This window comes from Bacillus sp. NSP9.1 (assembly GCF_000465465.2).
GTDB lineage: Bacteria > Bacillota > Bacilli > Bacillales > Bacillaceae > Bacillus > Bacillus sonorensis_A.
In genome coordinates, this window is record NZ_CP048273.1 from 2,480,191 (window position 1) to 2,502,890 (window position 22,700).

The 22,700-nt window shown below is 43.6% G+C and carries 19 protein-coding genes, 2 pseudogenes and 1 other annotated feature; of the genes and pseudogenes, 6 read left to right on the forward strand and 15 right to left on the reverse strand.

Annotated elements, in window-relative coordinates; genetic code table 11:
- The first annotated feature begins 92 nt into the window (after nucleotides 1-92).
- Together M654_RS12905 and M654_RS12910 are read left to right on the forward strand one after the other, a co-directional pair.
- Entirely contained in the window at nucleotides 93-713 is a 621-nt protein-coding gene (locus M654_RS12905) for a TetR/AcrR family transcriptional regulator (RefSeq protein ID WP_026587303.1), read from the forward strand.
- Between the two features lie 369 nt (nucleotides 714-1,082).
- Nucleotides 1,083-1,436, forward strand: a pseudogene (locus tag M654_RS12910) (ferritin-like domain-containing protein); the annotation flags it as partial.
- A gap of 169 nt (nucleotides 1,437-1,605) precedes the next feature.
- Here the strand turns inward: M654_RS12910 and M654_RS12915 are convergent.
- On the reverse strand, nucleotides 1,606-1,989 hold the full coding sequence (locus M654_RS12915) for a GNAT family N-acetyltransferase (protein WP_236251130.1): 384 nt from the start codon (nucleotides 1,987-1,989) through the stop codon (nucleotides 1,606-1,608).
- 305 nt (nucleotides 1,990-2,294) lie between these two features.
- Nucleotides 2,295-2,550, forward strand: a binding site (T-box leader).
- An 80-nt stretch (nucleotides 2,551-2,630) separates the two neighbouring features.
- Here M654_RS12915 and M654_RS12920 point away from each other — a divergent pair.
- The 3 genes and pseudogenes from M654_RS12920 (at nucleotide 2,631) to M654_RS12930 (ending at nucleotide 5,617) form a co-directional block, all read left to right on the forward strand.
- Nucleotides 2,631-3,890, forward strand: a complete 1,260-nt coding sequence (locus M654_RS12920; protein ID WP_026587305.1) for an MFS transporter — start codon at nucleotides 2,631-2,633, stop codon at nucleotides 3,888-3,890.
- Nucleotides 3,891-4,122: 232 nt separating this feature from the next.
- Nucleotides 4,123-5,264, forward strand: a pseudogene (locus M654_RS12925) (IS4 family transposase); the annotation flags it as partial.
- Nucleotides 5,265-5,368: 104 nt separating this feature from the next.
- Nucleotides 5,369-5,617, forward strand: a complete 249-nt coding sequence (locus M654_RS12930) for a beta-xylosidase family glycoside hydrolase (RefSeq protein WP_152520968.1) — start codon at nucleotides 5,369-5,371, stop codon at nucleotides 5,615-5,617.
- Between the two features lie 273 nt (nucleotides 5,618-5,890).
- On the opposite strand, the gene M654_RS12935 is transcribed toward M654_RS12930, so the two are convergent.
- The 14 genes from M654_RS12935 to M654_RS13000 form a co-directional block, all read right to left on the reverse strand.
- Nucleotides 5,891-8,809 carry an insulinase family protein gene (locus tag M654_RS12935; protein WP_026587307.1) on the reverse strand — a complete coding sequence of 973 codons (2,919 nt, stop codon included), beginning with the start codon at nucleotides 8,807-8,809 and terminating at the stop codon, nucleotides 5,891-5,893.
- 30 nt (nucleotides 8,810-8,839) lie between these two features.
- Entirely contained in the window at nucleotides 8,840-9,154 is a 315-nt protein-coding gene (locus M654_RS12940; protein WP_026587308.1) for a thioredoxin family protein, read from the reverse strand.
- A 1-nt stretch (nucleotide 9,155) separates the two neighbouring features.
- Nucleotides 9,156-10,112, reverse strand: coding sequence for a trigger factor (locus M654_RS12945; RefSeq protein ID WP_152520969.1), 957 nt, complete (start codon nucleotides 10,110-10,112; stop codon nucleotides 9,156-9,158).
- Entirely contained in the window at nucleotides 10,109-11,851 is a 1,743-nt protein-coding gene (locus M654_RS12950) for an ABC transporter ATP-binding protein (protein ID WP_026587310.1), read from the reverse strand. Before M654_RS12950 ends, M654_RS12945 begins: the two co-directional genes overlap by 4 nt.
- Nucleotides 11,844-13,631 (reverse strand): ABC transporter ATP-binding protein, encoded by a 1,788-nt coding sequence (locus M654_RS12955; RefSeq protein WP_026587311.1) that lies wholly within the window; start codon nucleotides 13,629-13,631, stop codon nucleotides 11,844-11,846. The genes M654_RS12950 and M654_RS12955 overlap by 8 nt, the downstream gene beginning before the upstream one ends.
- A complete protein-coding gene (locus M654_RS12960) occupies nucleotides 13,621-15,114 on the reverse strand; it encodes a sigma-54 interaction domain-containing protein (RefSeq protein WP_051290377.1) in 1,494 nt (497 codons plus the stop codon). Before M654_RS12960 ends, M654_RS12955 begins: the two co-directional genes overlap by 11 nt.
- 25 nt (nucleotides 15,115-15,139) lie before the next feature.
- Nucleotides 15,140-16,315 (reverse strand): trans-sulfuration enzyme family protein, encoded by a 1,176-nt coding sequence (locus tag M654_RS12965; protein WP_051290378.1) that lies wholly within the window; start codon nucleotides 16,313-16,315, stop codon nucleotides 15,140-15,142.
- Between the two features lie 350 nt (nucleotides 16,316-16,665).
- On the reverse strand, nucleotides 16,666-16,815 hold the full coding sequence (locus M654_RS24405) for an RNA polymerase factor sigma-54 (protein ID WP_163170557.1): 150 nt from the start codon (nucleotides 16,813-16,815) through the stop codon (nucleotides 16,666-16,668).
- Nucleotides 16,769-17,104 (reverse strand): hypothetical protein, encoded by a 336-nt coding sequence (locus tag M654_RS12975; RefSeq protein WP_026587313.1) that lies wholly within the window; start codon nucleotides 17,102-17,104, stop codon nucleotides 16,769-16,771. Before M654_RS12975 ends, M654_RS24405 begins: the two co-directional genes overlap by 47 nt.
- A 388-nt stretch (nucleotides 17,105-17,492) precedes the next feature.
- On the reverse strand, nucleotides 17,493-18,092 hold the full coding sequence (locus M654_RS12980; RefSeq protein ID WP_051290379.1) for an NAD(P)-dependent oxidoreductase: 600 nt from the start codon (nucleotides 18,090-18,092) through the stop codon (nucleotides 17,493-17,495).
- A gap of 32 nt (nucleotides 18,093-18,124) precedes the next feature.
- Nucleotides 18,125-18,301: a hypothetical protein gene (locus M654_RS12985; protein WP_163170558.1), complete on the reverse strand. Its 177-nt coding sequence runs from the start codon at nucleotides 18,299-18,301 to the stop codon at nucleotides 18,125-18,127.
- Nucleotides 18,302-18,550: 249 nt separating this feature from the next.
- Nucleotides 18,551-18,970 (reverse strand): arsenate reductase (thioredoxin), encoded by a 420-nt coding sequence (arsC, locus tag M654_RS12990; protein ID WP_026587314.1) that lies wholly within the window; start codon nucleotides 18,968-18,970, stop codon nucleotides 18,551-18,553.
- A gap of 18 nt (nucleotides 18,971-18,988) precedes the next feature.
- The gene (locus M654_RS12995; protein WP_026587315.1) at nucleotides 18,989-20,287 is read right to left on the reverse strand and encodes an arsenical efflux pump membrane protein ArsB; all 1,299 of its coding nucleotides are present in this window, start codon (nucleotides 20,285-20,287) and stop codon (nucleotides 18,989-18,991) included.
- Nucleotides 20,288-20,404: 117 nt separating this feature from the next.
- Nucleotides 20,405-20,752 (reverse strand): ArsR/SmtB family transcription factor, encoded by a 348-nt coding sequence (locus M654_RS13000; RefSeq protein ID WP_026587316.1) that lies wholly within the window; start codon nucleotides 20,750-20,752, stop codon nucleotides 20,405-20,407.
- A 663-nt stretch (nucleotides 20,753-21,415) separates the two neighbouring features.
- On the opposite strand from M654_RS13000, the gene alr reads away from it, so the two are divergent.
- Complete coding sequence (gene alr, locus M654_RS13005; RefSeq protein ID WP_026587317.1) at nucleotides 21,416-22,597, forward strand: alanine racemase; 1,182 nt, start codon at nucleotides 21,416-21,418, stop codon at nucleotides 22,595-22,597.
- Nucleotides 22,598-22,700: the final 103 nt, after the last annotated feature.

Consider the following 22,700-nt stretch of genomic DNA (forward strand, 5'->3'; position numbering starts at 1 on the left):
TCAATCAACAGTTCATTTCCAAGTGTTGAATACTTTACATATATCCGACATTTGTAAAAAAATGATGTAATGTTATACAAGGAGGCTGAACAATGTCTAATCATCAAAATGTTGACCGACGGATTAAAAGAACGTCTAAATGTTTAAGAGATGCTTTCATCCAGCTTTTAAAAGAAAAAGATGTGCATTCGATTACGATCCAAGAAATTGCCGATAAAGCCGATTTGACGCGCGCAACCTTTTATCTTCATTACAAAAATAAGCATGATTTTATCTTGCAAAGCATGGAGGGCATGCTCAATGAACTGATTGAGCAGGTGAAGCCGGTCCCTTCAACAGCAGACCGGCTGCATCCGCCGCCTTCTTTTTTACGTTTGTTTGAGTTTATTCACAAACACGCTGAGTATTTTGAAGTGATGTTAGGTGACCGGGGGCTTCCCCAATTTAGAAGCCGTCTCATGAAGATTGTGCAAAAGCGGATTTATGAAGAGTTCATCTCATCAATCGCGGAATCTGAAAAACAGCTGGTGATTCCACAAGATCTTCTCATCGATTATATAACCTCCGCGCATATAGGTGTTATTTCCTCGTGGCTCGAAAGCGGAATGAAATTCAGCCCTGTTTATATGGCAAAGCAATTGACCCGCTTAACCTTACTCGGGCCGATTCGGGTCGCAGGTTTAGAAAACAAAATAAAACACCCCTTTAAATGATTGTTTTGAAAAAATCCTTTAGCTTCCCCAAGTCTTATGTCTTTGCATGATTGCTTGCAGCAAACTTTCCTTTTCCATTTATTAACGAAAGAATTTCAGCTAAAGCCCATTTAACATTCCAGTTCTGTTTGTTTGGCACACCTCTTTTGAATTCTCATACATTGCAATAGGCGAAAATCTAAATAGACTCGGGGAGATTGATGACTTTGATAAGTGAACGAATGCAACAGTTGATCAATAATTTGATCCAAATTAAATACCAGTCCGATATTTATATTTGGCGATGTCAAATTACTTTAATCATTTAAATTTGACAGGGATCAGCACTGGTTTAGGCTTCAGCATGATGAAGAACGCAGTCATGCATTAAAACTGATTGACTACTTAACTGATCGTAATGGGGTCTTAAAATTAAAGGGATATCAGAACAGCCGATCAATTTGGCAACACGGCGGAGCCTTTCAAAGAGTTCTTACGCATGAACAATATGTGACGGAAAGTTATAGAAAAGCATATGAAGTTGCTCAGCAGGAAGGAGGCCAGCAAAGCATTGCCATCTTTATCGAAAAGATATATCATCCTGTCAAAGAACATGCTGAATGTAGGACTGCTCGTTTTCAATATTATAAACAGCTGTACAATTACTTTGGCGTTAAGCAGACAGGTATAATGAAAACTTTAAAGCAGCTTCGCGAGCCCCGCAAGGAAGCAAAGCTGGGCTGAATCGACTGCTGTTTCCGAATTTTATTTAAGATTGAAGTCCCTTGGTCAAATCGAGGTGATCAGGGGGCATTTATTGTAAAGTGTCCTTAATATCCGTCCAGCTTATGGCGATGACTTTCACATGCTGTTTGCCATATCGGTTGAGGCGAACGCGCTTCCTCCCAATCTTTCATAAAAAGCTGCCAGAATTGATGCCCTGCTTTCTGAGCTCCCCTGCAACAGCCTGCATCAACCGCCGGCCGATTCCCTGTTTGTGATATCCGGGCAAAAGGTAAATCGCTGACACTTCACCTTGATATGCGCTGTGCTTGAGACGGCTCGGTCCACCTGAGGCAAAACCTGCGATGCTGCCGCCGGTGTCCTCGGCAACGAAGACAATCTCTTGATCATGAGGATCGCTTAAAGATGACCTCCAAAGGTCTGCCCGTTTTTCTGCTGACAGTCTAGATAATGTATCTTCCGGCAGAATCCCTTGATATGCTGCTCTCCAGGTTTCTACATGAACATTTTCGATGGGTTTGGCGTCTGCCGCTGTGGCTGTTCTGATGATCATGTTTGACCACTCCTATCCAGTTTTTTCTGAAATATTATGAGATCGGCATGCTTTTTTCCTGTTTTTAAGAAAAAAAAGCCCAGTTCTTTCAACCTGGGGTACCACCACATCGCTATCAAGCTAATATTTTATAGTACCCCAAAACGAAAAAAACGACTTTGTATTAAAGTTGCAAATAATTTTTGCCCTGAAGTATTTTTCTTTTTTTAGTTGTTAGATGAGAATCATATATCTTAATAGGTTTTTTGTATTATAAAAAAATTCAGACATTTACACGGATACCAATAGGTGATATTATATAAAAAATAAATGCGATGAAGAGAAGAGTAAATAAAGTGAATTCTATACAGAGAACCCTGGTAGTGAAAAAGGGTTAGAATTTCTTTATTGAAGCAAGCCTCAGAGCAGCACGTCGGAACCTTTTAGGAGGGGGTGATGTGACGGGAGCTCCCGTTATAGAGCTAAGGTATAAGCATTTTTAAATGCCGTACCTGATAAGGTTAATATGGCGACATATTAATAAACTAGGGTGGCACCGCGATGATAAATCTCGTCCCTAAGACTTCAAGTCTTGGGGGTGGGATTTTTTATTTTGTTTTAAGGGTTGCATTCTATCTGATTATATTTTAGGAGGAATTCAATTGAGTTTTAAAAAAACATTGGAAACTTGGCGGTATCCATCTATCTTATTGTTTAGTATTGGTGTTTCAAGTGTTGGAAGTTGGGTTTACTTTATTGCTCTAAACCTAATCGTTCTTAACATAACAGAATCGGCAATTGCTGTCTCTGGTTTATATATTATTAGGGCTTTATCAACATTGTTTACTAATATTTGGTCAGGAAGTCTTGTAGATCGTTCAAATAAAAAATATCTCATGATAGCACTAGGTGTCTTTCAGACTGTGCTAATTGCATTATTACCTTTCTTCTCTTCTTTAGGGCTTATATATGCTATGGTCTTTCTTATTACAATAGCGAGCTCTATGTACCACTCAACATCGGTAACTTATATTACAAAGTTAATACCAATAGGACAAAGAAAACGTTTCAACTCTTTACGTAGCCTACTTGATTCCGGAGCATTTTTGACTGGACCAGCAATAGCGGGAATGATGTTTACAATTGGTACACCTAATATGGCTATTTATATCAATGCTGGAGCTTTATTTTTATCTGCATTAATTACAGTAGGAATGCCTAATGTTGAATCCTCTGCACAGTTAGAAAAAACATCAGATACAACAAAATTATCTCTTAGGTTATTAATAGATGATTGGAAGCTTGTTATTGGATTTAGCCGTAAGTTTCTATATGTCATGATAATATATCTTTTATTTAGTGCGATGGTAGTCATGATGACAGCTACAGATTCGTTGGAAGCTGCTTTTGCAACTAGGATACTTTCTTTATCTGAAGGTGAATATGGAATTTTAGTCAGCATTGCTGGAGCAGGAGTGTTGGTAGGTTCTTTATCTAATACAATAATTAATGAAAAAATACCTACCTCATGGCTTATGGGTATGGGTTCCTTAATAACTGCAGTAGGTTATATGATTTTTACATCTTCTAATACCTTTTTTATAGCATCTGTAGGGGTTTTTGTTTTATCATTTGCTATTGCTTTTTGTAATACCGGTTTTTACACATTTTATCAAAACAATATACCTGTTGATGTGATGGGCAGAGTTTCCAGTATTTACGGGTTTATTGAGGCTTTTTTAATTATTACAGTTACTGTAATCTTTGGTGTTTTTTCAGAGCTTATATCTATACGATTTGTTGTAGTTTCAGGAGCATTTGTAATGTTTTTGATATCTATCATACTATTTATTTGCAGTGTTCAACCATCAAAAGCGAAATTCTATTCTAATTCAACTGAGCTTAAAGATTCGTTTCAATAAATTCTTTTTTTAATAAATAAAATTAAATAATAGTGATGAAATAAAAAGGATCTTTACTGAAAGATTCTTTTTATTACCGATAACGAAGGTCATGTAAATATAGGTAAATAACAGAAATAATTATTAAACGGCTATATAAAGTATTGCTATAAAGCTAAAGTTTTGCACTATCCATAAAACTAAAAAGACGTTATCCTTTCTGTAGAATCATAGGAAAGGATGGCGTTTTTGTATATCTATTTCTGTATCCGATGAATTACAACTATTTGCTCAAGAAATTCAAAGTTTTTTATCCCAAAATACCTTGCGAAATCTTGCTAGAGATGTTGGTTTTGTGCAACGAACTAGTAAGTACCAAGCAAAAGATTTAGTCGCTTTATGTATATGGATGAGTCAAAATGTAGCAATGACTTCTTTATCCCAGTTAACTAGCTGTTTAGAAGCATCAACAGCAGTACTCATCAGTCCTGAGGGACTGAATCAACGATTTAATAAGGCGGCCGTCCAACTTTTACAACATCTACTAGCCGGAATACTAAGCAAAAAATTGACCTCGTCTATGTCAATTTCTTCTCCATACACTTCTGTTTTTAAGCGTATTCGTATTTTAGATTCAACTGCATTTCAACTCCCGGATGTCTTTTCATCGGTTTATCCAGGTGCAGGAGGATGCAGCCATACAGCAGGGATGAAAATTCAGCTTGAGTATGATCTATTAAGTGGACAGTTCCTACATATTCATACAGGTCCAGGTAAACAACATGATCGAACCTATGGCTCTCTGTGTGTCCCAACTGTGACAGCAAATGATTTATGTATCCGAGATTTAGGTTATTTTCATTTAAAAGACCTTCAATATATACAAGATCAAGAGGCATACTATATCTCTCGTATCAAGTCCAATACACGTATTTATCAAAAAAATCCTAACCCGGATTATTTTCAAGACGGAAGAATTAAGAAAGGTACAGAGTATATACAGATAGATATGGAGACGTTAATGAACTCCCTTCAACCAGGACAAACATATGAAATAGATAATGCTTATGTAGGAAAGTGCCAGCTCGTGTAATTGTTCATCGATTAACAAAACAACAGCAACAAAAACGATTACAGGATCAATCTGTAAGAGAAAAAAAGAAAGGAATGAAGTATTCTCCTCGTAGTAAACGACTCAGCGGTATCAATGTATATATGACAAACACCCCTACAGATATTGTCCCGATGGGACAGGTACATGACTGGTATTCTTTGCGTTGGCAAATCGAAATTTTATTTAAAACGTGGAAGTCATTCTTTCAAATTCATCATTGTAAAAAGATAAAACCAGAACGATTGGAGTGCCATTTATATGGTCAATTGATCGCTATTCTACGGGGAAGGCGGCATCACGTTCTATATGGATGAACATCATCATTACGATGCAGCCGTGCGTAAAGATGAGAACGGGTATAAAGTGTTCGAGCGCCTGCATATCGGTGTTATTAAATCGTATTGAATCTGAAGTAGATCTGGGGAATGTCAACTATACGATTTTAAAGATACGGGCAAGTCATGAGCGCTACAGCTTCTTCATTCACGCCAACGGCATTCTCTTAGGAACGACGCAAACCAGATACCTTTCCTCTGAGGTTGCGGGAGGATGTAGAGGAGTACTCATCGGTTTATATGCTTATGGGGAAGGCTCTATGGCTGAGGTTTCAAACTTTAAGTGCGACTATCTTTAAAAACGCTTCTTCACATATTTCGAGCAACAAAAATAGCTGTAAATGTTTCGTTAAGAAAAAGGATGCCCCTTGCCTTCTGTCCCCCTCTTTATATTCCATTTACCGCTTAAGGTAACCGCTCCAATGTGCCGGTCCATCGTCACAGTCGGTCAGTTGACGTCATAGGAAAGGAATGTCCGCCAGAGCGAAGGAAAATGAGGTCAACCCGAAATCGGGTTGACCTCATTTTATCGACAGGTGTGTTTGCATACATGAAAGATTGGAATTGCGAATCTATTGATACAACGGAAGCACTTCTTTGAATATTCTCCCCTCTTGCTTTAGTTTGCTTTCACTGCCAATCGTGCAAACACTATTATAGTCGAGGATCGCCTCTACAAGCGAGGCAAGCTTTACGATATCATTGGAGGTTGTTCTTAATATCTCCGCTCTTTCCTTCTGTAAATCGGTCAGCGTGTAATTGGTCAAATATAAACTAAGGGAACGCAAACCTGCCCCATACGGATTGACCGGCGCGTCCAGTTCTCGTATAGCCCCCAAAATATAACGGGTCATTTCCGTCTCCGTCGCCGCAAAGCCCTGTATGAACTCGGGAGTCCGGGCAAAGACCTCATAGGTTTTATTCAGATGCGGGTCTCTATAAGAGGCTAGATAGCTGTCTCCATTCCGCTGGAATTGGTTCATACATCCATAAGCTCCGCCCTCCACACGAATATTCTGCCAGAGATAGTCGTAAGCAAGGATTGTTTTCAACACTCGCAAAGAGCCTGTATAGGCAAACCCCTTCTGCAGGAAATTGCCGGATTGCGCCGTATACTGCACTTCCGATGACGTTATGAATCCATCATTCCGTTGCGAAGGTGAAAGGTCAAATGCCTGCAGCGGTTTGGGCTCCGTGTACAAACTGGATTTCAGTTTGGTTACAAGCGGCTCCAGCCTTGCGTATCCTTGATCGTCTGCCGTAAAGTTAACCAGCATATTTTCAGGTCTGAAAATATAAACAACAAGCTCTTCTAAAGCAGCGATAAGCACCTTTTCTTCACTTTGAAAATTCCTTTCCAATTGCTCGATCTTTTGAAAGTGGGTAATGCCACTGATCAGATCCCGAAAATTCCCCATTTTGGAATGATAGGACAATGCACGTTCTATCGCCGTTTGATGCCCCGCTGAGATGAGATTTTTTTGTTCTCTGGATTTCATCTCGGCGATCAGTTCATAAATTCGTTTGCTATCCTTAAAGGATGAGGTAAGAATTATTTCAGGGATCATTTCTAGCGCAAAATCCAACTTCCCGTATAACACCTTGGCATGAACCTCAAAGGTAGCTTTAAACTGATCTGGCTGTTTGGTATCTCCATACGTAGCCAGACTGGTGAAAATGCCGCCCGTATGCAAATCGATCGCATGGGACAATTTTTTAGAGCTGTACCGCTCCGTATCGACACGTGTCATCAAACCTTTTAATATCCCGACATAGGGTAATAGATGATCCGGCACAGCTTTTAAATCAAACAGGATTTGTAAATATCCTATACCATTTGTAAACATCTTATTGTACAGAACCGCTGTTCCATCCGCGTCTTTTACGACTGGATAAACTGTAGAGACTCGGGGATCAATGTCTTCCCGTGACAGCAACGGAAGTTTGCAGCGCTCCTCCAAGGTCGAGGATTGACTTTTATACGCCTTTAAAGCCTCGGTTCTGTCTACGAGCTCCTGGATCTCGTCGCTGCCAAGACGATTTTTATAAGCTTGCAGCTGCTCTTTAAGCAACTGCTCCTTTTGCATATTCAATCCCTTGGAAGGGACTAAAACGACAATGGATGCATGGGGATTGTTAAGCAAATACCGTTCAACCAACTGCTCAAAAAAACCTTCATGTATTTGCGCCCTGAGCTTGTCAAATACTTTGTTGGTCTCCAGGTGAACAAACGGATGTAACGGATCATAAAGCCAACTGCCCAAAACTTGCAAACCGTAAACCAACCCTTTGGGAAAACTACCAAAATCGGCCTCCCGATATTGAAATTCCAAGGAATTAACGCCGGCCAACAACGCTTCCTGATCGATTCCTGTGTTGATTAATTTTTGCAAAACCGAAGTAATCGTGGAAGCGAATTTTTCCTTGTCAGGGTCATCTCCGTTTTTGGCAATAATACTAAAAACAGGCTGGCCAATACTATCGTTGTATGCGGCATAAGCTTCCTTCGCCGCTACGCAATCCATTAACGCTTGCTTCAAGGGAGCACCTGGAGCATTTATCAGTGCATACTGCAGAACTTGGAAGGCTATTTTCAGTGCGATATCCTGGTTTTTTCCAACAACCGCATTATAGGACATCACGACCCGGCCCAGCTCCGATTCTTGACTGCCGATCGAATAGCTCTTTTCCACTTCCGCTCTACGCCCAAATGGAGCTTGAAAGGGAATTTCCGAATCAATCTTCTGGACTTCATATTCGCTAAGATAACACTCATCCAGCCAGGCAAGCTTTTCGTCCATATTCATATTTCCATATAGATAGATAAAGCTGTTGGATGGATGATAGTATTTTTGGTGGAAGGTCAGTAAATCCGTATATTTCAGTTGCGGTATTTCTTCCGGAAGCCCGCCGTATGCATAGGCATACACGGTGTCCGGGAACAGGGAGCGCAAAACCTCCCGCTGCATGACACTGTCGGGATTGGAAAAGGCCCCCTTCATTTCGTTGTAAACGACTCCGTTGTACTGTAACTCGGCATCGGGGGACTCCAGACTATAGTGCCAGCCCTCCTGCAGGAATATTTCTTCCCGTTGGTAGATATTCGGTCTCAGCACAGCGTCCATGTAAACGCGCATCAAATTTTGGAAGTCCCGCTCGTTCCGGCTGGCGACAGGATAGATCGTTTTATCAGGGAATGTCATTGCATTTAAAAAGGTGTTCAGCGTTCCCTTGGCCAATTCCACGAACGTGTCCTTGGCAGGAAAATGTGAGGATCCACACAGCACGGAATGTTCCAAAATATGGGCCGCCCCGGTATTGTCCGAAGGAGGAGTGCGAAATCCAATGTTGAATACCTTGTTGTCGTCCTGGTTAGCAATCAGAACAACTCTGGCCCCGGACTTGATATGCTGAAGCAGAACGCCCTCCGATTTCAACTCCTCAATTCGGCATTGTTGCAGCAAACGATAGGCCTGCGATTCATACGTCATCTTGTGCTTTCCCCCATTCACTTTTTAGACTTAATAAATATAGGAAGCAATTTTCTCTTTCAATGGTTCCATCTCAATTACGCCTACGTGCTGCTCCACAATCACATTATCCTTATAGAAAAGCACCGTCGGGGAAGCCTTAATGTCAAACCGTTCCGCCAACTCGGGATAATGGGTCGCATTCACTTTGACAATGTTGACAAACGACATCTCAAAGTCAACATCATCCAATATCTTGGCAAACCTTTTGCAAGGGGCGCAGAAATCCGTATAGAAATCGACAATGACAAACCCTTCTTTGACAAGTTCTTGATAATTATCAATACTGGCTATATTAATAGACATGTTAAACCTCCCGTATTTGTTGTTTTAAATAAGCAGCCAGCTTATTTCTGTAATAACTTATGATTTTCCCCTTCGCAAAAAAGTCAAACGTTATAGCCTGGGCGGCATGACCCTGCGTCTGTTTATACATATGGCAGTATTCTTCAATATAAGCGTCATAATCCGCTCGACTGACAACAGCCTGATCTTCGAACATATGCTTTACGCCCAGTAGAAGAACGGGAAATTCCTCTTCTTGCATACGCCGGACAAACACCCGGAATTGTTCGTAGCTCTCGACCGGTATTCTGTCCTTGAACTGCTCGGGAGTCATCTCTTCCAGAATCAATCCTTCATGTGTGGCCAGCTTCCTCACCCGCTCAATCTCCATCTCCATTAAAAACTGGATGTCCTGCTGATCTATCACAAAAGTGCTTCGCCTTACGACTTGCTGAATCATTTCATTTACAAGTGGGGGAAGCATCTGTTCGATCAGAGAGCCGGTCACTTCTTTAGACACATGATTTTGCAGGTTCGACACCGTCGAGACGCCTTCAATAGCCTCTTGCGTCACGATCTGTTCATTCAGCTCGGGCACAACAGTACGGACGATCCGGGTCAGCCGCGCGTTTACTCGTTGGCCGTCCACGCTTACATTTGCAGGCTCTCCAAGGCGAACTCCGGCCAACTGATGTTCCAGCTCGCGATGAAACAAACCGAGCCCCAGGGTAATATTAACATTGCGGCGGTTGAATCGTTCATCTGCGCTTTCCAGATCGCAGGTTACCGAATCGCGCAAGGCGGCCTGTTCTGCCTCCACCGTAGTTCTGTATTTGCGGCGAATACGTTCAAGCTCCGCTGTGACGGCTGGAGTGATGGAGCACTCCAGCTGCGCCGGATCAAATGCAACCTCTTTATAGTCGTATTCGGATACGACATGGGATTTTAAATGTTGAATGAACATGGATTTCCTCCTCATTTGGCCTCTTGCAAACGGATGAATGTTGCGAATGTTTCGCTAGAAGCCAAAACTTCATTGTAGTTGCCTTGATTCTCAACCCGACCGTTCTTCAATACAACGATATGATCCGCCTTTCGCGCCATTTCCATATCATGGGTAATCATAATTAAGGTCCGGCCCTGTATCATATTGTCCAAGCCTTTCATGACCTCCCAGCGGCTTATCCAGTCCAGATTGCTCGTCGCTTCATCCAGCAGCAAGTATTCGGGATCCTTCATGATGGCCCGTGCGATAGCCAGACGCTGCAGCTCACCGCCGGAAAGCTTGACGTCCGAGTTTACCAGCGTATCTAAGCCGTCGGACAGCTTCATGATAAAATCATAGGCATTAGCCAGCTTGGATGCTTGAATTAACTCTTCCTTCGTATATGAGCCTTTCAAGCCATAAGCGATATTCTCAGCGATCGTTCCGGGAATCACCTGACATTGCTGTGAGACGTAGCCGATCTTCTCACGCCATTCGTCTAGCTTGATATCGTTGATTGAGTGTTCTCCCGCTCTGATCACTCCGTCATCAGGTGTGTATAACCGCTCCAGCAATTTCAGTACGGTCGATTTGCCGCTGCCGTTTTCCCCGATGAGAGCCGTGACCTTACCGCTGGGGATTGTGAAGTTAACCCCCTTCAGCGCCTCCTTGTCTTCGGCATACTGGAACGACACGTTTTCAAACCGGACATCGCCTGCACGCTCGTTGCCCAGTGATAGATTCCCTTGGGCAAGCTCCTCTTCCATGTCCATCAGAGCGGCGATTTTATGCGTTCCGCCATGGGATATCTTAATATTCTGCCATTGGGTGACAATTTCGAAAAATCGCGGCATTAAAATCAGCGAATAAGAGTAAAACTCAACCAGACCGCTCGTCTGCATGTCACCCTTTCTAACGTAGAAGGCCCCTCCGGCAAAAACGATGATCATGATGGCATACTTCACGACATACCCGATCGGCATTTGTAGCATCCGCAACAATGCGGCCGTCACATCTGCTTTGTACTTGATCCCGCTTGCCTCCAACCCTCTTCGATATTCATCGTTCTCCACATTCGCGGTTTTGATATATTGGATATTCGTAAGACGCTCGGAAAAGAAGCTGGTCATTTGAGCCAAAGCATTGGTGATCAAGTATTGAATACGATACTGCAGTTTGCCGATGGCAACTATAATGATAAGCGCCACCGGCACGACAATCAAAATCAGTTTCGCGAGATCAGGATAAATTTTGTTCATTTCCAGATAAGCTACGGTTATACCATAAATCGCACTGATAAACCCCGCCACGCTCATCGGCGCCGACACAGCATTCTCCGTATCGGTCGTTACCCGCGAAATCAAACGATGCGGCTGCTCTCTGTCATATACAGAAGAGGGCAGCATCAATATTTTGAACCAGACCGCCGACCTGGCGTTCCGGACAGAGATGATCCGGCTATAGCCCGACACGATGGTATGGATCAATTGAGTACCGGCATGGGCCAATGTCCACAAAATAAACCCGCTCAGGAAAGCCGATGTCGCGATATCTCCCTGATAAATACGCGAGGTATAAGGGACAAGGAGCAAGCTCAGCTTTGTCATCGCCAGCGTCAGCAAAAAGGTAAGAATATACAAGTGCCAGGGAAGCTTTATTTTTGTATAAAATTTAAGAAAAACTCTCCACGATGCATGATTTTTCTGCTTTTTTAGAGATTGCCCATTATTCATGTTCGTCACCTCTCATCTCTTCCCCATTCATCATGTGCCTGAAAAAAAGGTTGCCGACTAGCATCTCGGCATAAGACCCTGAAGAGACCGTGCCATCTTCGTGGAATACAACGACATGGTCCGCCCGCTTGACCGCTTTCTGATCATGGGTGACCATGATCACGGTCCGATCTTTCTGTAAGCTTTCCAATCCTTTGAGCACATCGGAAGTGGCTATGGCATCCAGGTCGGCCGTAGGCTCATCCAAAATCATATATTTAGGATCCAGAAGAATCGTCCGGGCGATCCCGATTCTTTGTCTTTGACCGCCGGAAAGCCGGGAGCCGAACTGGCCCACTTGTGTTTCATAACCGTCCGGCATGGCGACGATCATCGCGTGGACGTTGGCCAACATCGCCGTCGCCACGATTTCCTCGTGGGAATGCTCCCGCTTCAGTCCAAACAATAAGTTTTCCTTGATGGTTCCTGACATAAGCGGCACATTTTGCGGCAAATAACCTATCTCTCGCCGCCAATTCCGGATCTCATAATCCCGGATATTGGTCCCCTTGACCGTGATTTCGCCGCTGTGCGGTTCATACAAGCGTTCCAGCAGCTTCAACACCGTCGTTTTCCCCACGCCGCTCGGCCCGACAATGGCCGTTGTTTTACCTTCGGGAAATATAAACGTAGCCTGCTTCAACACGGTGCTGTCCGCGTCGTAACCGAAATTGACTTTGTTGAACACAATGTCTCCGGACTCTGTGGACTCCTTGAGGTAAGGAGCCGTCCCCTCTTCCGGATCGCGTAAAATGTTCGATACGCGCAGCAGGGAGCCCTGTGTCGACTTGATCGTCTCCCACTGCGAACCTTTGTTGCTAACCATGTTCATTAAGTTCGTTGCGAACATATAAAAGGCGTACCAGCCCGCCACGTCCAAAGTTCCGCTTTTCAACAATGGAATGCCCATAAAAATAAGCGCCAGTGTCTTCCCTAAGCCAAGCAAGTGATCGAACGGATAATTAAGCACGCTTACGAACAAATGGCTTCTTTCGGCCCCGTACAGCGTCTGGATCACTTGTTTTCCCCGCTCCGCCTCCCGTTCTTCTTTATTGAATGTTTTGATGGTAGGGAGTACGGTAATCAACTCATTTAGAAACTGGGTCAGCCCGGACAGCCTGTCCTGGATTTTGAGTGAAACTTTCATAAACAGGCGTCCGAAAATAAAAGCCAGCAATGCGACCACAGGAATCAAGCCCAGCAGCATATAGCTGAGTCTTGAATCGTACTCGGAGATTTGGGCCAGGGTTATATAAAGCACGTAGATCCCTAACAGTTCGCTAACTACAACATCCATGATGAATATGCGAAGTTTCTCCGTGTCCAAGGTAATCCGGCTGATCAAGCTCTGGGCGGGGATCTTGTCAAAAAAGCGGGGACGAAGCTTCAGCACCTTATCCCACATCACATTTCGAAAGTTCCGGTCAATCCGGGCTTTGACAATATCGGAAATAAACTCGGCAATCTGACCGATCACATTGGTCAAAATTTCCGACAGGATCACCACTGTGACGATTTGGACTGTTACATTGCCCGCAAGCAGCTCCCCCGTCTTAGTGGGCACAAATAGATAGATTTGGGAACTTCCCATGCTGACCAGACCGAAAACAATAATCCAGACTACAGGCAACCTGGCCTTTACACAGAGCTGAAAAAAAACCTTCCAAATCCCTTTGTTCGGATTTGAATACCGCTTGGCCAGCGGCGATACTTCCGGTCCCAACTCAAGCTCATTTGTCATTCAATGCCCTCCCCCCAAGCCAATCTTCGATACAAAACTCGTACTTCTCAAGTTTTCGATAGAGGGTAGATAACGAGATCCGCAGTTCCTTTGCTACTTTTCCTTTATCTTTTCGGTACTCTTCACGAATCAAATAACTCTCCAGTATTTTTCTTTCATACTGCGCTAGCAGCTGTTCCAAGCTCATGCTGTTTACTGGTTCAACCTGTTCCTGCAAATATTCCGGGAGATCGGAAAAAGAAATTACATCTGTCTCCGCCATGTTGACCATGTATTCAATCGCATTTTCCAGTTGTCGAATGTTGCCCGGCCAGTCATACCTTATGAGCCATTCCTCCAGATCAGGTTCCAGTTCGAGCGGCCTTTTATTTAGAACCAGGCTATGTTTACGGATAAAATGATCGCAGAAAAGAGGGATATCAGCTCGTCTTTCCCGGAGCGGCATCGTGTGCAACGGAATCACATTCAACCGATAATATAGATCTTCACGAAACTCCCCATTTCTCACCATTTCCTCTAAATTGCGGTGAGTCGCAGCTATGACTCTGACTTGAATGGGCACTGATTTTGTGCTGCCGATCGGCTCAATGTATCGTTCCTGCAGTACCCGCAAAATTTTGGGTTGCAACGACAAGGGCATATCGCCGATTTCATCCAAAAAAATAGTTCCTTGATGCGCCAGCTCAAATTTCCCTTTTTGCCCAGATTTTTTGGATCCAGTAAAAGCTCCGCCTTCGTAGCCGAACAGTTCACTTTCCAACAGCGTATCTGGAATAGCGGAACAATTTAAAGCGATAAAGGGATGACGGCTGCGATTGCCCTCGCAATGGATCGCTCGGGCAATCAACTCCTTCCCTGTTCCGCTCTCCCCTTGGATCAATACGGTGGAAGGGCTGTTCACCACTTTCCTGGTCTTGGCGATAAGGTTTTTCATTCCGGTGGCATTGCCGATAATATCTTCGAACAGAACATCGTGCGGTGATCTTCGCTCTTTCTGTTTTGGCATTCTTGTCAATTTTAATCTCCGCTTCAGACGAAGACTGGCCTCAGCCAAATACGAGAAATAAAATTCTTCATCTGCTGCGATTTTCTTCTTGTGTTCTTCCGAGAATCCAACAATCGAAATCACACCCAACAGCGTCCGATCATGACCATATACCGGAAAAGCAATCGCCCCGTACCCGCCACATTTGTCATTAAACCTGCAGTTTGAGCAACCGAGATCGCTGGTTTTGGAATCACGGACGATGTAAGGCCGGCCAGTTTCCAGTACTTTGGCGACCACTGAATTGTTTCTGCCCCTGCCAAAGCTCATTCCATATCTCCCGGTACCGCCGATAACCATCCCGCCCGCATCGTGCAGAACCGTTTCAAATCCCAAAGTCTGCTCAACTGTCGTTAAAATTGCATCAACCCCGAGTTCATTACGAATATTCAGTTCATATTTTTTTGCCTGTTCCACAAGCTCCGAATAATAGGTCATCGTGACCCCCTCCCCTTGTCGTTATTCAAACATATATCAGTGCCTGCTCCAAATCTTTCAAGATGTCAACATCGTCCTCCAAACCGATGGACAACCTGATCAATCCGTCCGTTATTCCGCAATTCATTCGTTGCACCCGCGGTATCGAAAAGTGTGTCATCGAGGCCGGATGCTGAACCAGAGTTTCAGGATCACCTAAGCTAAAGGAGATCATAATCATTTGCAAAGAATCGATGAATTTCTTGGCCGCATCATATCCTCCCTGTACTTCAAATGACACAATTCCTCCCATATTCCTCATTTGACGTTTTGCCAATTGGTGCTGAGGATGTGAGGCAAGTCCCGGATAATAGACTTTTGCTATTTTCGGATGTCCTTCTAAAAATCCCGCCACTTCCATTGCTGTGTTGCAATGCTGGTTCATGCGCAGGCCCAGCGTTTTCATCCCTCTCTCAATCAGAAAGGAGTCCCACGCGGACTGAACCTGTCCCAAATCGCCCACAATATGTTTACGCATATAGCGAATCGAATCCGCGTCTCCGACAATAAAGCCCGCGATGACATCACCGTGTCCGTTCAAGTATTTGGTTGCGCTATGCACCACAATATCTGCTCCAAGGCGTAACGGACGTTGCAAATAAGGAGTCATGAACGTGTTGTCGACAATGACTTTCAGACCGTGAATATGTGCGAGCTTTGAGAGCCCTTCGATATCCAGTACGGTTAAGCAAGGATTCGAAGGCGATTCCAAATACAATACTTTGGTCTCCGGCAGAATCGCAGCTTCTACGGCATCCAAATCCGTACAATCCACAAAACTAACGTTGATACCAAACCGGGGAGCCAGCGTAGTAAGAAATTTATGACTTCCGCCATACACATCTTTTGTACATACGACATGACCATGATGTTTCAGGAAAGCCAACAGTGCGGTCGAGATGGCGGCCATCCCGCTGCTAACCCCCAGCGCCTCCTCTCCCCGTTCCAAATCGGCGATTTTCCGTTCCAATCGCTGCGTCGTCGGATTGCCGTATCTCCCGTAATAAGTTCCTTCGAGCCTCCCCGCAACGGTACAGGCTGCCTGCTCCGCATCCAGGAAAGAGAAAGCTACGGCCGGAACAATGCTGTTGGCGACAGGTCCGTTCTTTTTCATGTGAGCTGTACGACCGTGTACCAATATTGAATGATCATGCCAATCCATCTGTGTTCCCCTCCTTGCTATTATTCAAGCAATAATCGTGCCAACTTTTCATAAAAAAATAAAATATTCAAAATCAACGAAAATGCACTGAATAGAGCCGATCATCCGGCAACCGCCAGGCATGATTCTGCTCTTTGCCCTATCCTCCGACTCCCGCTTCGCAAATGTGAAAAAGACGATCGTCAAAGTTGCGAATTATTCAATGGGATTTACACAGTATGGCCGGCAAGATACGTTCTTCATTTCGGTATTTCGCAATGGTTCGTCGGGAAATCAGAATCCCTGCGCCAGATTACGAAAATGCTTCGGAAGGATCTCCACAGCGAGCGGATGACTGAAAGGCTCTCTACTTACTTGCAAAAGCAAAGATTCGCTAAGATTGCGCCGAGCGGGTCAAAGGACTGAAGAAACTGCAGCGATTGCTGAACCGTCTCGTACGGAAGGGCAAGAATTTCACTTGTTTCTTCGACACTGATAGTCAGATATCCGGATTCGTTCAAATTGCTCGGGAGAATAATGAATCCAGCGCAGTTGCTGAAGAATGATCGTTTCCAAGGTAACCAGATTGCCTTGTGTTAGGGGAAGCTCGTTCCAATTCATGCCGTCCGTCGGTCTGTCGCTCCCCCATTTCTCTTTGGACGTCCATTCAATTTCAATGAAAGGATTCTCGGCTTCTTCCATCTGCAAGAATTGTTCAAACTCTTGGGAGGAATACTCTAGCATATTGATGGATTGTATAAGGGCCGTTGTCAGGTTTAATTTTTGCGCTAGATGCTGTTCCACTTTCATAGATGTAACATCGCTTGGCCCTATAATAGGAAATTTTAGGTTTAAAGTTAATTTATCTGACATCAGCTATAGATTCAAGCCTAAAAAAATAAGGGATTCTCTCTTGAACTGTTAAACTATTTTGAAAAGTATATCAACAAAGTGAAATAAATACTTTTTGACAGTAGCCATAACAAGAAAAAACTTACATTTGTTTTAAAAAAATTAGTCATGTTAGCCAATTTGTTTAATAAAATATGAGCAATGATCTTCAACAAAAGGGCGTTTTTCCGTTTATAGAGGGTACTGCAAGAGTACAATTTTTTTAAAAATAAAAAAAGAAAAACGAACCTCAAGAATCGTTTCTAAGGCTCGTTTGGCATAAAGGGAGACTTGCTTGAATTCTGTATTACCTATTAAGGGATAGTCCTTCTTCTTGTAAAGATATTGCTTCAATACATTTGATTAAAGCTGCCCAATCAAGACTTTCCCATCCTTTAAAAATACCTTCTGAATAATGATCTTTTGCTAAGTTTGCAAGTGGCAATGAAGCCGAAACTTGATCTGCAGCTGACAGCATTAATTCTACAACTTTTAAGCCAAGATTCATTTTAAAACCTGCTGGTTTGAATTTACGCTCTGCAATAATATTTCCGTAGTTTTGATAAACAGAAGAAGCAAATAGTGTATTAACGATCTCAAGAAACTGTTTCGGTTCTATACCGTATTTTTCTACCAGGATTAAAACTTCAGAAAGTGCTTCTAGCATGGCTACAATTAAAAAGTTATTCCCGAGTTTCGCAACATTTGATAAATACCCCCCATCACCTATAACAAAAATATTTTGGCCTTCTGCCTCTAATACTGGCCATATTTGTTTACGAGCTTTTTCTAGTCCTGCGACGATCAAACGTAGAGCTGCTGATGCTACAGCGTCAGGGCGTAAATCAATGTGCAAAGCAAAAAATTGCTTAATCCCTTCTTTTACTCTTGGAGCATCCAATAACACTCGTTTTTTCTCTTCTCATTTTTTTGTAATGATTAATGGCTTGACAATAAGTGTCTGTTCATCAATAAAGGTTTCATACAGACTTGATCTGCTGATTTCCATCGCATTTGACAGTTCAGGATACTCGTCGCTTCATACCCATTTTCCCCAAAAACAAGTTTTGCCTTATACAAAACCTTTTCTTGAGCAAATTCTTTCAATCGCCCCATGTTTTCACCTCCTAACGTAGTTATAGTTTAGCAATTGCGGAACGTATAGTCCGGAATAAAATGCTAGTATTTCAACAATACCAGCTAATATAATCAAAGGGTTATTCAAGAAAAGGGAGTTTTTATGAAGTAAATTTAGCCTAATTTCTCGGTATTGTAAGCGAGAAATTAGGCTTTTTATATTTGGGTTTTCTTAACGTTGTAAATCCGCGATTTGCTGATGGTACCCCAACCTGAGCTTTTCTGTCTTTATTCGCCGTCTTGTGCAAAACGCTTGATCCGTTCGCCGATTTCATCGCGCACCCGCTGGAAAAATGCCCATTTTTCTTCTTCGGTTCCCTCAGCTTTTGCCGGATCGTCAAACCCCCAGTGTTCGCGCTTGACGTGCGGCGGTGTCATCGGGCATTTGTCAGCCGCGTCTCCGCACAGTGTAACGACAAGATCCGCATTGTTTAAAATATTTGGATCAATGATATCTGATGTCTGTCCGGAAATATCGATGCCGGCTTCCTTCATGGCTTTTACGGCATTCGGATTTAATCCGTGCGCTTCAATGCCCGCGCTGTGGACGTTCCATTCGTTTCCAAGGTATTGTTTCGCCCAGCCTTCAGCCATTTGACTGCGGCAGGAGTTGCCTGTGCATAAAAAATAAATGGTTTTCTTTGACATAGTTCATCGTCTCCTTTTTTAATGGATGAAAAGCAGCCAGACATAAAGTCCGACAAGTGTGATAAAAAGTGTAGGAATCGTTAAAATGACGCCTGTTTTAAAATAGGTTCCCCAAGAAATCCTCACGCCTTTCAATGAAAGGACATAAAGCCATAAAAGCGTCGCCAGGGAGCCGATCGGCGTGATTTTCGGACCGAGGTCGGAACCGATCACATTGGCATAGATCAAGGCTTCCCTCATGATGCCGTGGGTATCCGTGTGCTGAATCGCAAGCGCATCGATCATAACCGTCGGCATGTTGTTCATGACAGCAGACAGTATGGCTGCGATGAAGCCCATGGCAATCGTCCCCGCAAACAGTCCGTGATCAGCGGCAGCTTCTATCACCTGTGAAAGGACAGCTGTTAAACCCGCGTTTTTCAGTCCGTATACGACGACATACATGCCAATCGAGAAAAAGACGATCGCCCAAGGAGCGCCTTTCAGCACTTTTTTCGTTTCAACAGCCGGACTGTTTTTCGCAGCCATTAAGAACATGACGGCAATCACCCCCGCAATGATGGATACGGGTATGGAGAAGAGCTCACTGACGAAATAACCCGCTAAAAGGACGGCCAATATGAACCATGACAAGCGGAACATCGTCCCGTCTTTAATGGCCTCCCCCGGCTGTTTCACATATGTCATATCATAATGACGCGGGATGCTCTTCCGGAAAAACAAATAAAGGACGATCATGCTTGCAACAAGGGAAAACAGATTTGGAACGATCATCCGTCCCGCGTATTCGATAAAGCCGATATGAAAGAAATCGGCCGAGACGATGTTAACAAGGTTGCTGACGACAAGCGGCAGTGATGTGGAGTCGGCGATAAAACCGCTTGCGATGATAAAAGGAAACACCAGCTTCTCCTCAAAGTTCAGGGCGCGCACCATGGCGAGAACGATCGGAGTCAATATTAAAGCAGCTCCATCATTGGCAAACAGTGCGGCGACAACGGCACCCAAGACGGAAATATAGATAAACATCCGAATGCCGTTTCCTTTTGCTGCCTTTGCCATATGTAAGGCAGCCCACTCAAAAAATCCGATTTCATCCAGTATCAGAGAAATAATGATAATCGCTACGAAGGCTAAAGTTGCGTTCCAGACAATACTTGTCACATCTAGAACATCCTGAACATTAACAACTCCCGCGATGAAGGCCAAAACAGCTCCCCCGCAGGCCGACCAGCCGATGGATAAATTTTTCGGCTGCCAAATGACGAATATAAGCGTCAGCAAAAAAATGATGATGGCTAAAACCGCAGACGTCAATTGTAATCCTCCCTTGCCTATTGATGGTCCGTATTTATATAATAAATTGATTATATAAAGGGATGTTTATATTGAGAATACAGGAGGCCAACCGGACATTGAATGCTTTCCCTCCTATTAACTGCACGAAACAGGTTTTTCTTTCGATTTAACGGCTTGAAAAATTTCATCACCGTCATCAAGCTGTTCCACAATGCTAAGCACTAATTCCCGTGCGGGAAAATCGTCATTGAGAGAATAGAACCGCCATTGCTCCCTTCTTTCTTCCTTGATCATGTTTGCTTTCTTCAACTTTCGCAAATGCTGGCTGATCGCGGGCTGGCTCGTTTCGAACATGTCGACAAGCTGGCAGACGCAATACGATTTCTCCTGCAGCAGCTTCAGCATGAGCAGCCTGGTTGGATCGCTTAACATCTTCATGCAGTTGACAGTGCTTAAAGAATCAAGCTTTGTTTGTACAGCCATAGCAATGGTCCTCCTCATGTTTGCCTGATGATTTCAGTCAGTATTATATAATTAATCGTTTATATAATCAAGAGTTGATGAAAAATATTTTTCCTTCTCCATTTGTGTTCACTCATCATGGCATCGAGCTGGCGATCATAATACGGCTAAAATCATCGTCTTCAAAGTAGAAGTTATATCCAGCTGTTTTATGACTTGTCAAGCAGATGATGATTCCACATATCGTTGAACATCCCCATATGATGAAGCCGTTTGTGTAAAAAAAGCCAAAAAAAAGAGAACACCTGCATGAATGATGACGATCAAAGGCACCGTGAAGATCGGTTTAATATGCGGCAATAAGATCCCCTCCGAAGGAAATGATGCGATAATCGCCCTGTTAACTGGAATGTTTCCGAAGTCTGTTTACGGCTTTTGCCAGATCAATTGACTGCTTCCCTCATTAGTATTGCAACACTTCCGGAAGCCATTTTTTCCTTAATGCGTGTTTAAATTCACGTATCACTATGCAGCCTTGCCTGCTATTTCAAAGGTTTGCTGTCGAATGATTTCAGGTGAAGTTGAATAAAAATGAGATGGAAGCACCCAACCATTGATGTCAGGGAATTTATCAAACGGACAAATGCGCTTGATACTACTCTATTAAGAAGGAAGGAAGCGTTGATGAAAAAGCTTTGCCGAGAAGTTTGGGTGGAAGTCGATCTTGATGCCATTAAGAAAAATTTACGTGCCATTCGCCGTCATATTCCAAAGAAGAGCAACATTATGGCTGTCGTAAAAGCGAACGCTTATGGTCATGGGGCGGTAGAAGTGGCGCGCCATGCACTGGAATATGGAGCGAGTGAGCTCGCTGTTGCCAGCCTGGAGGAAGGAATCGAAATACGAAAAGCGGGGATTAAAGCACCGATCCTTGTGCTCGGTTTTACACCCCTTAGATGTGTGAAAGAGTCAGCAGCTTGGAATATTACGTTATCGGCATTTCAGGTTGGTTGGATTAAAGAAGCGAACGAGATATTGGAAAATGAAGCGGAGACGAACAGGTTGAATATCCATATTAATGTGGATACTGGCATGGGGCGATTAGGTGTACGGACAAAAGAAAAGCTTTTAGAAATCGTGAAAGCACTTACGGCAAGTAAATTCCTTAGATGGAAAGGGATTTTTACACATTTTTCCACAGCCGATGAGCCGGATACGACACTCACAAGAGTACAGCACGATAAATTTATCAGTTTTCTTCGTTTTCTAAAAGATCAAGGCTTTGAGCTGCCCGCAGTTCATATGAATAACACGGCTGCATCTATCGCTTTCCCGGAATTTAGTGCTGATATGATTCGTTTAGGTATAGGTATGTATGGATTATATCCTTCAGCCTATATCGAGCAGCTGGATCTCGTGAAGCTTACACCTGCCTTAAGTTTGAAGGCGCGTATCGCTTATGTGAAAAAAATGTTGACAGAACCGCGGACCGTCAGCTATGGTGCTACATACATTGCAGACCCCGGGGAGGTCATTGCTACACTCCCGGTCGGCTATGCTGACGGTTATTCCCGTGAACTGTCCAATCGAGGGGTTGTTCTTCATCGCGGAAGACGAGTGCCGGTTGCAGGAAGAGTGACAATGGACATGATCATGGTTAGTTTAGGAGAGAGTGAAGGTAAACAAGGAGAGGAAGTCGTGATTTACGGCCGGCAAAAGGGAGCTGAGATTACCGTTGATGAAGTTGCCGAAATGCTTGACACGATTAATTATGAAGTTGTATCTACTATAAGCCGCCGCGTCCCTCGAATTTATATTCGCGATGGTGAGATTTTGAAGGTGTCGACTCCAGTATTATACGTGTAGCTTTTGATCGGCATTGGAAGATCGCCGTCAATTTGTCATCACCGCCGCCCGACAGAAATCCGTGTCGGGTTTTTTCTTGTCCATAAGGAAGAGTTCGTGGAAT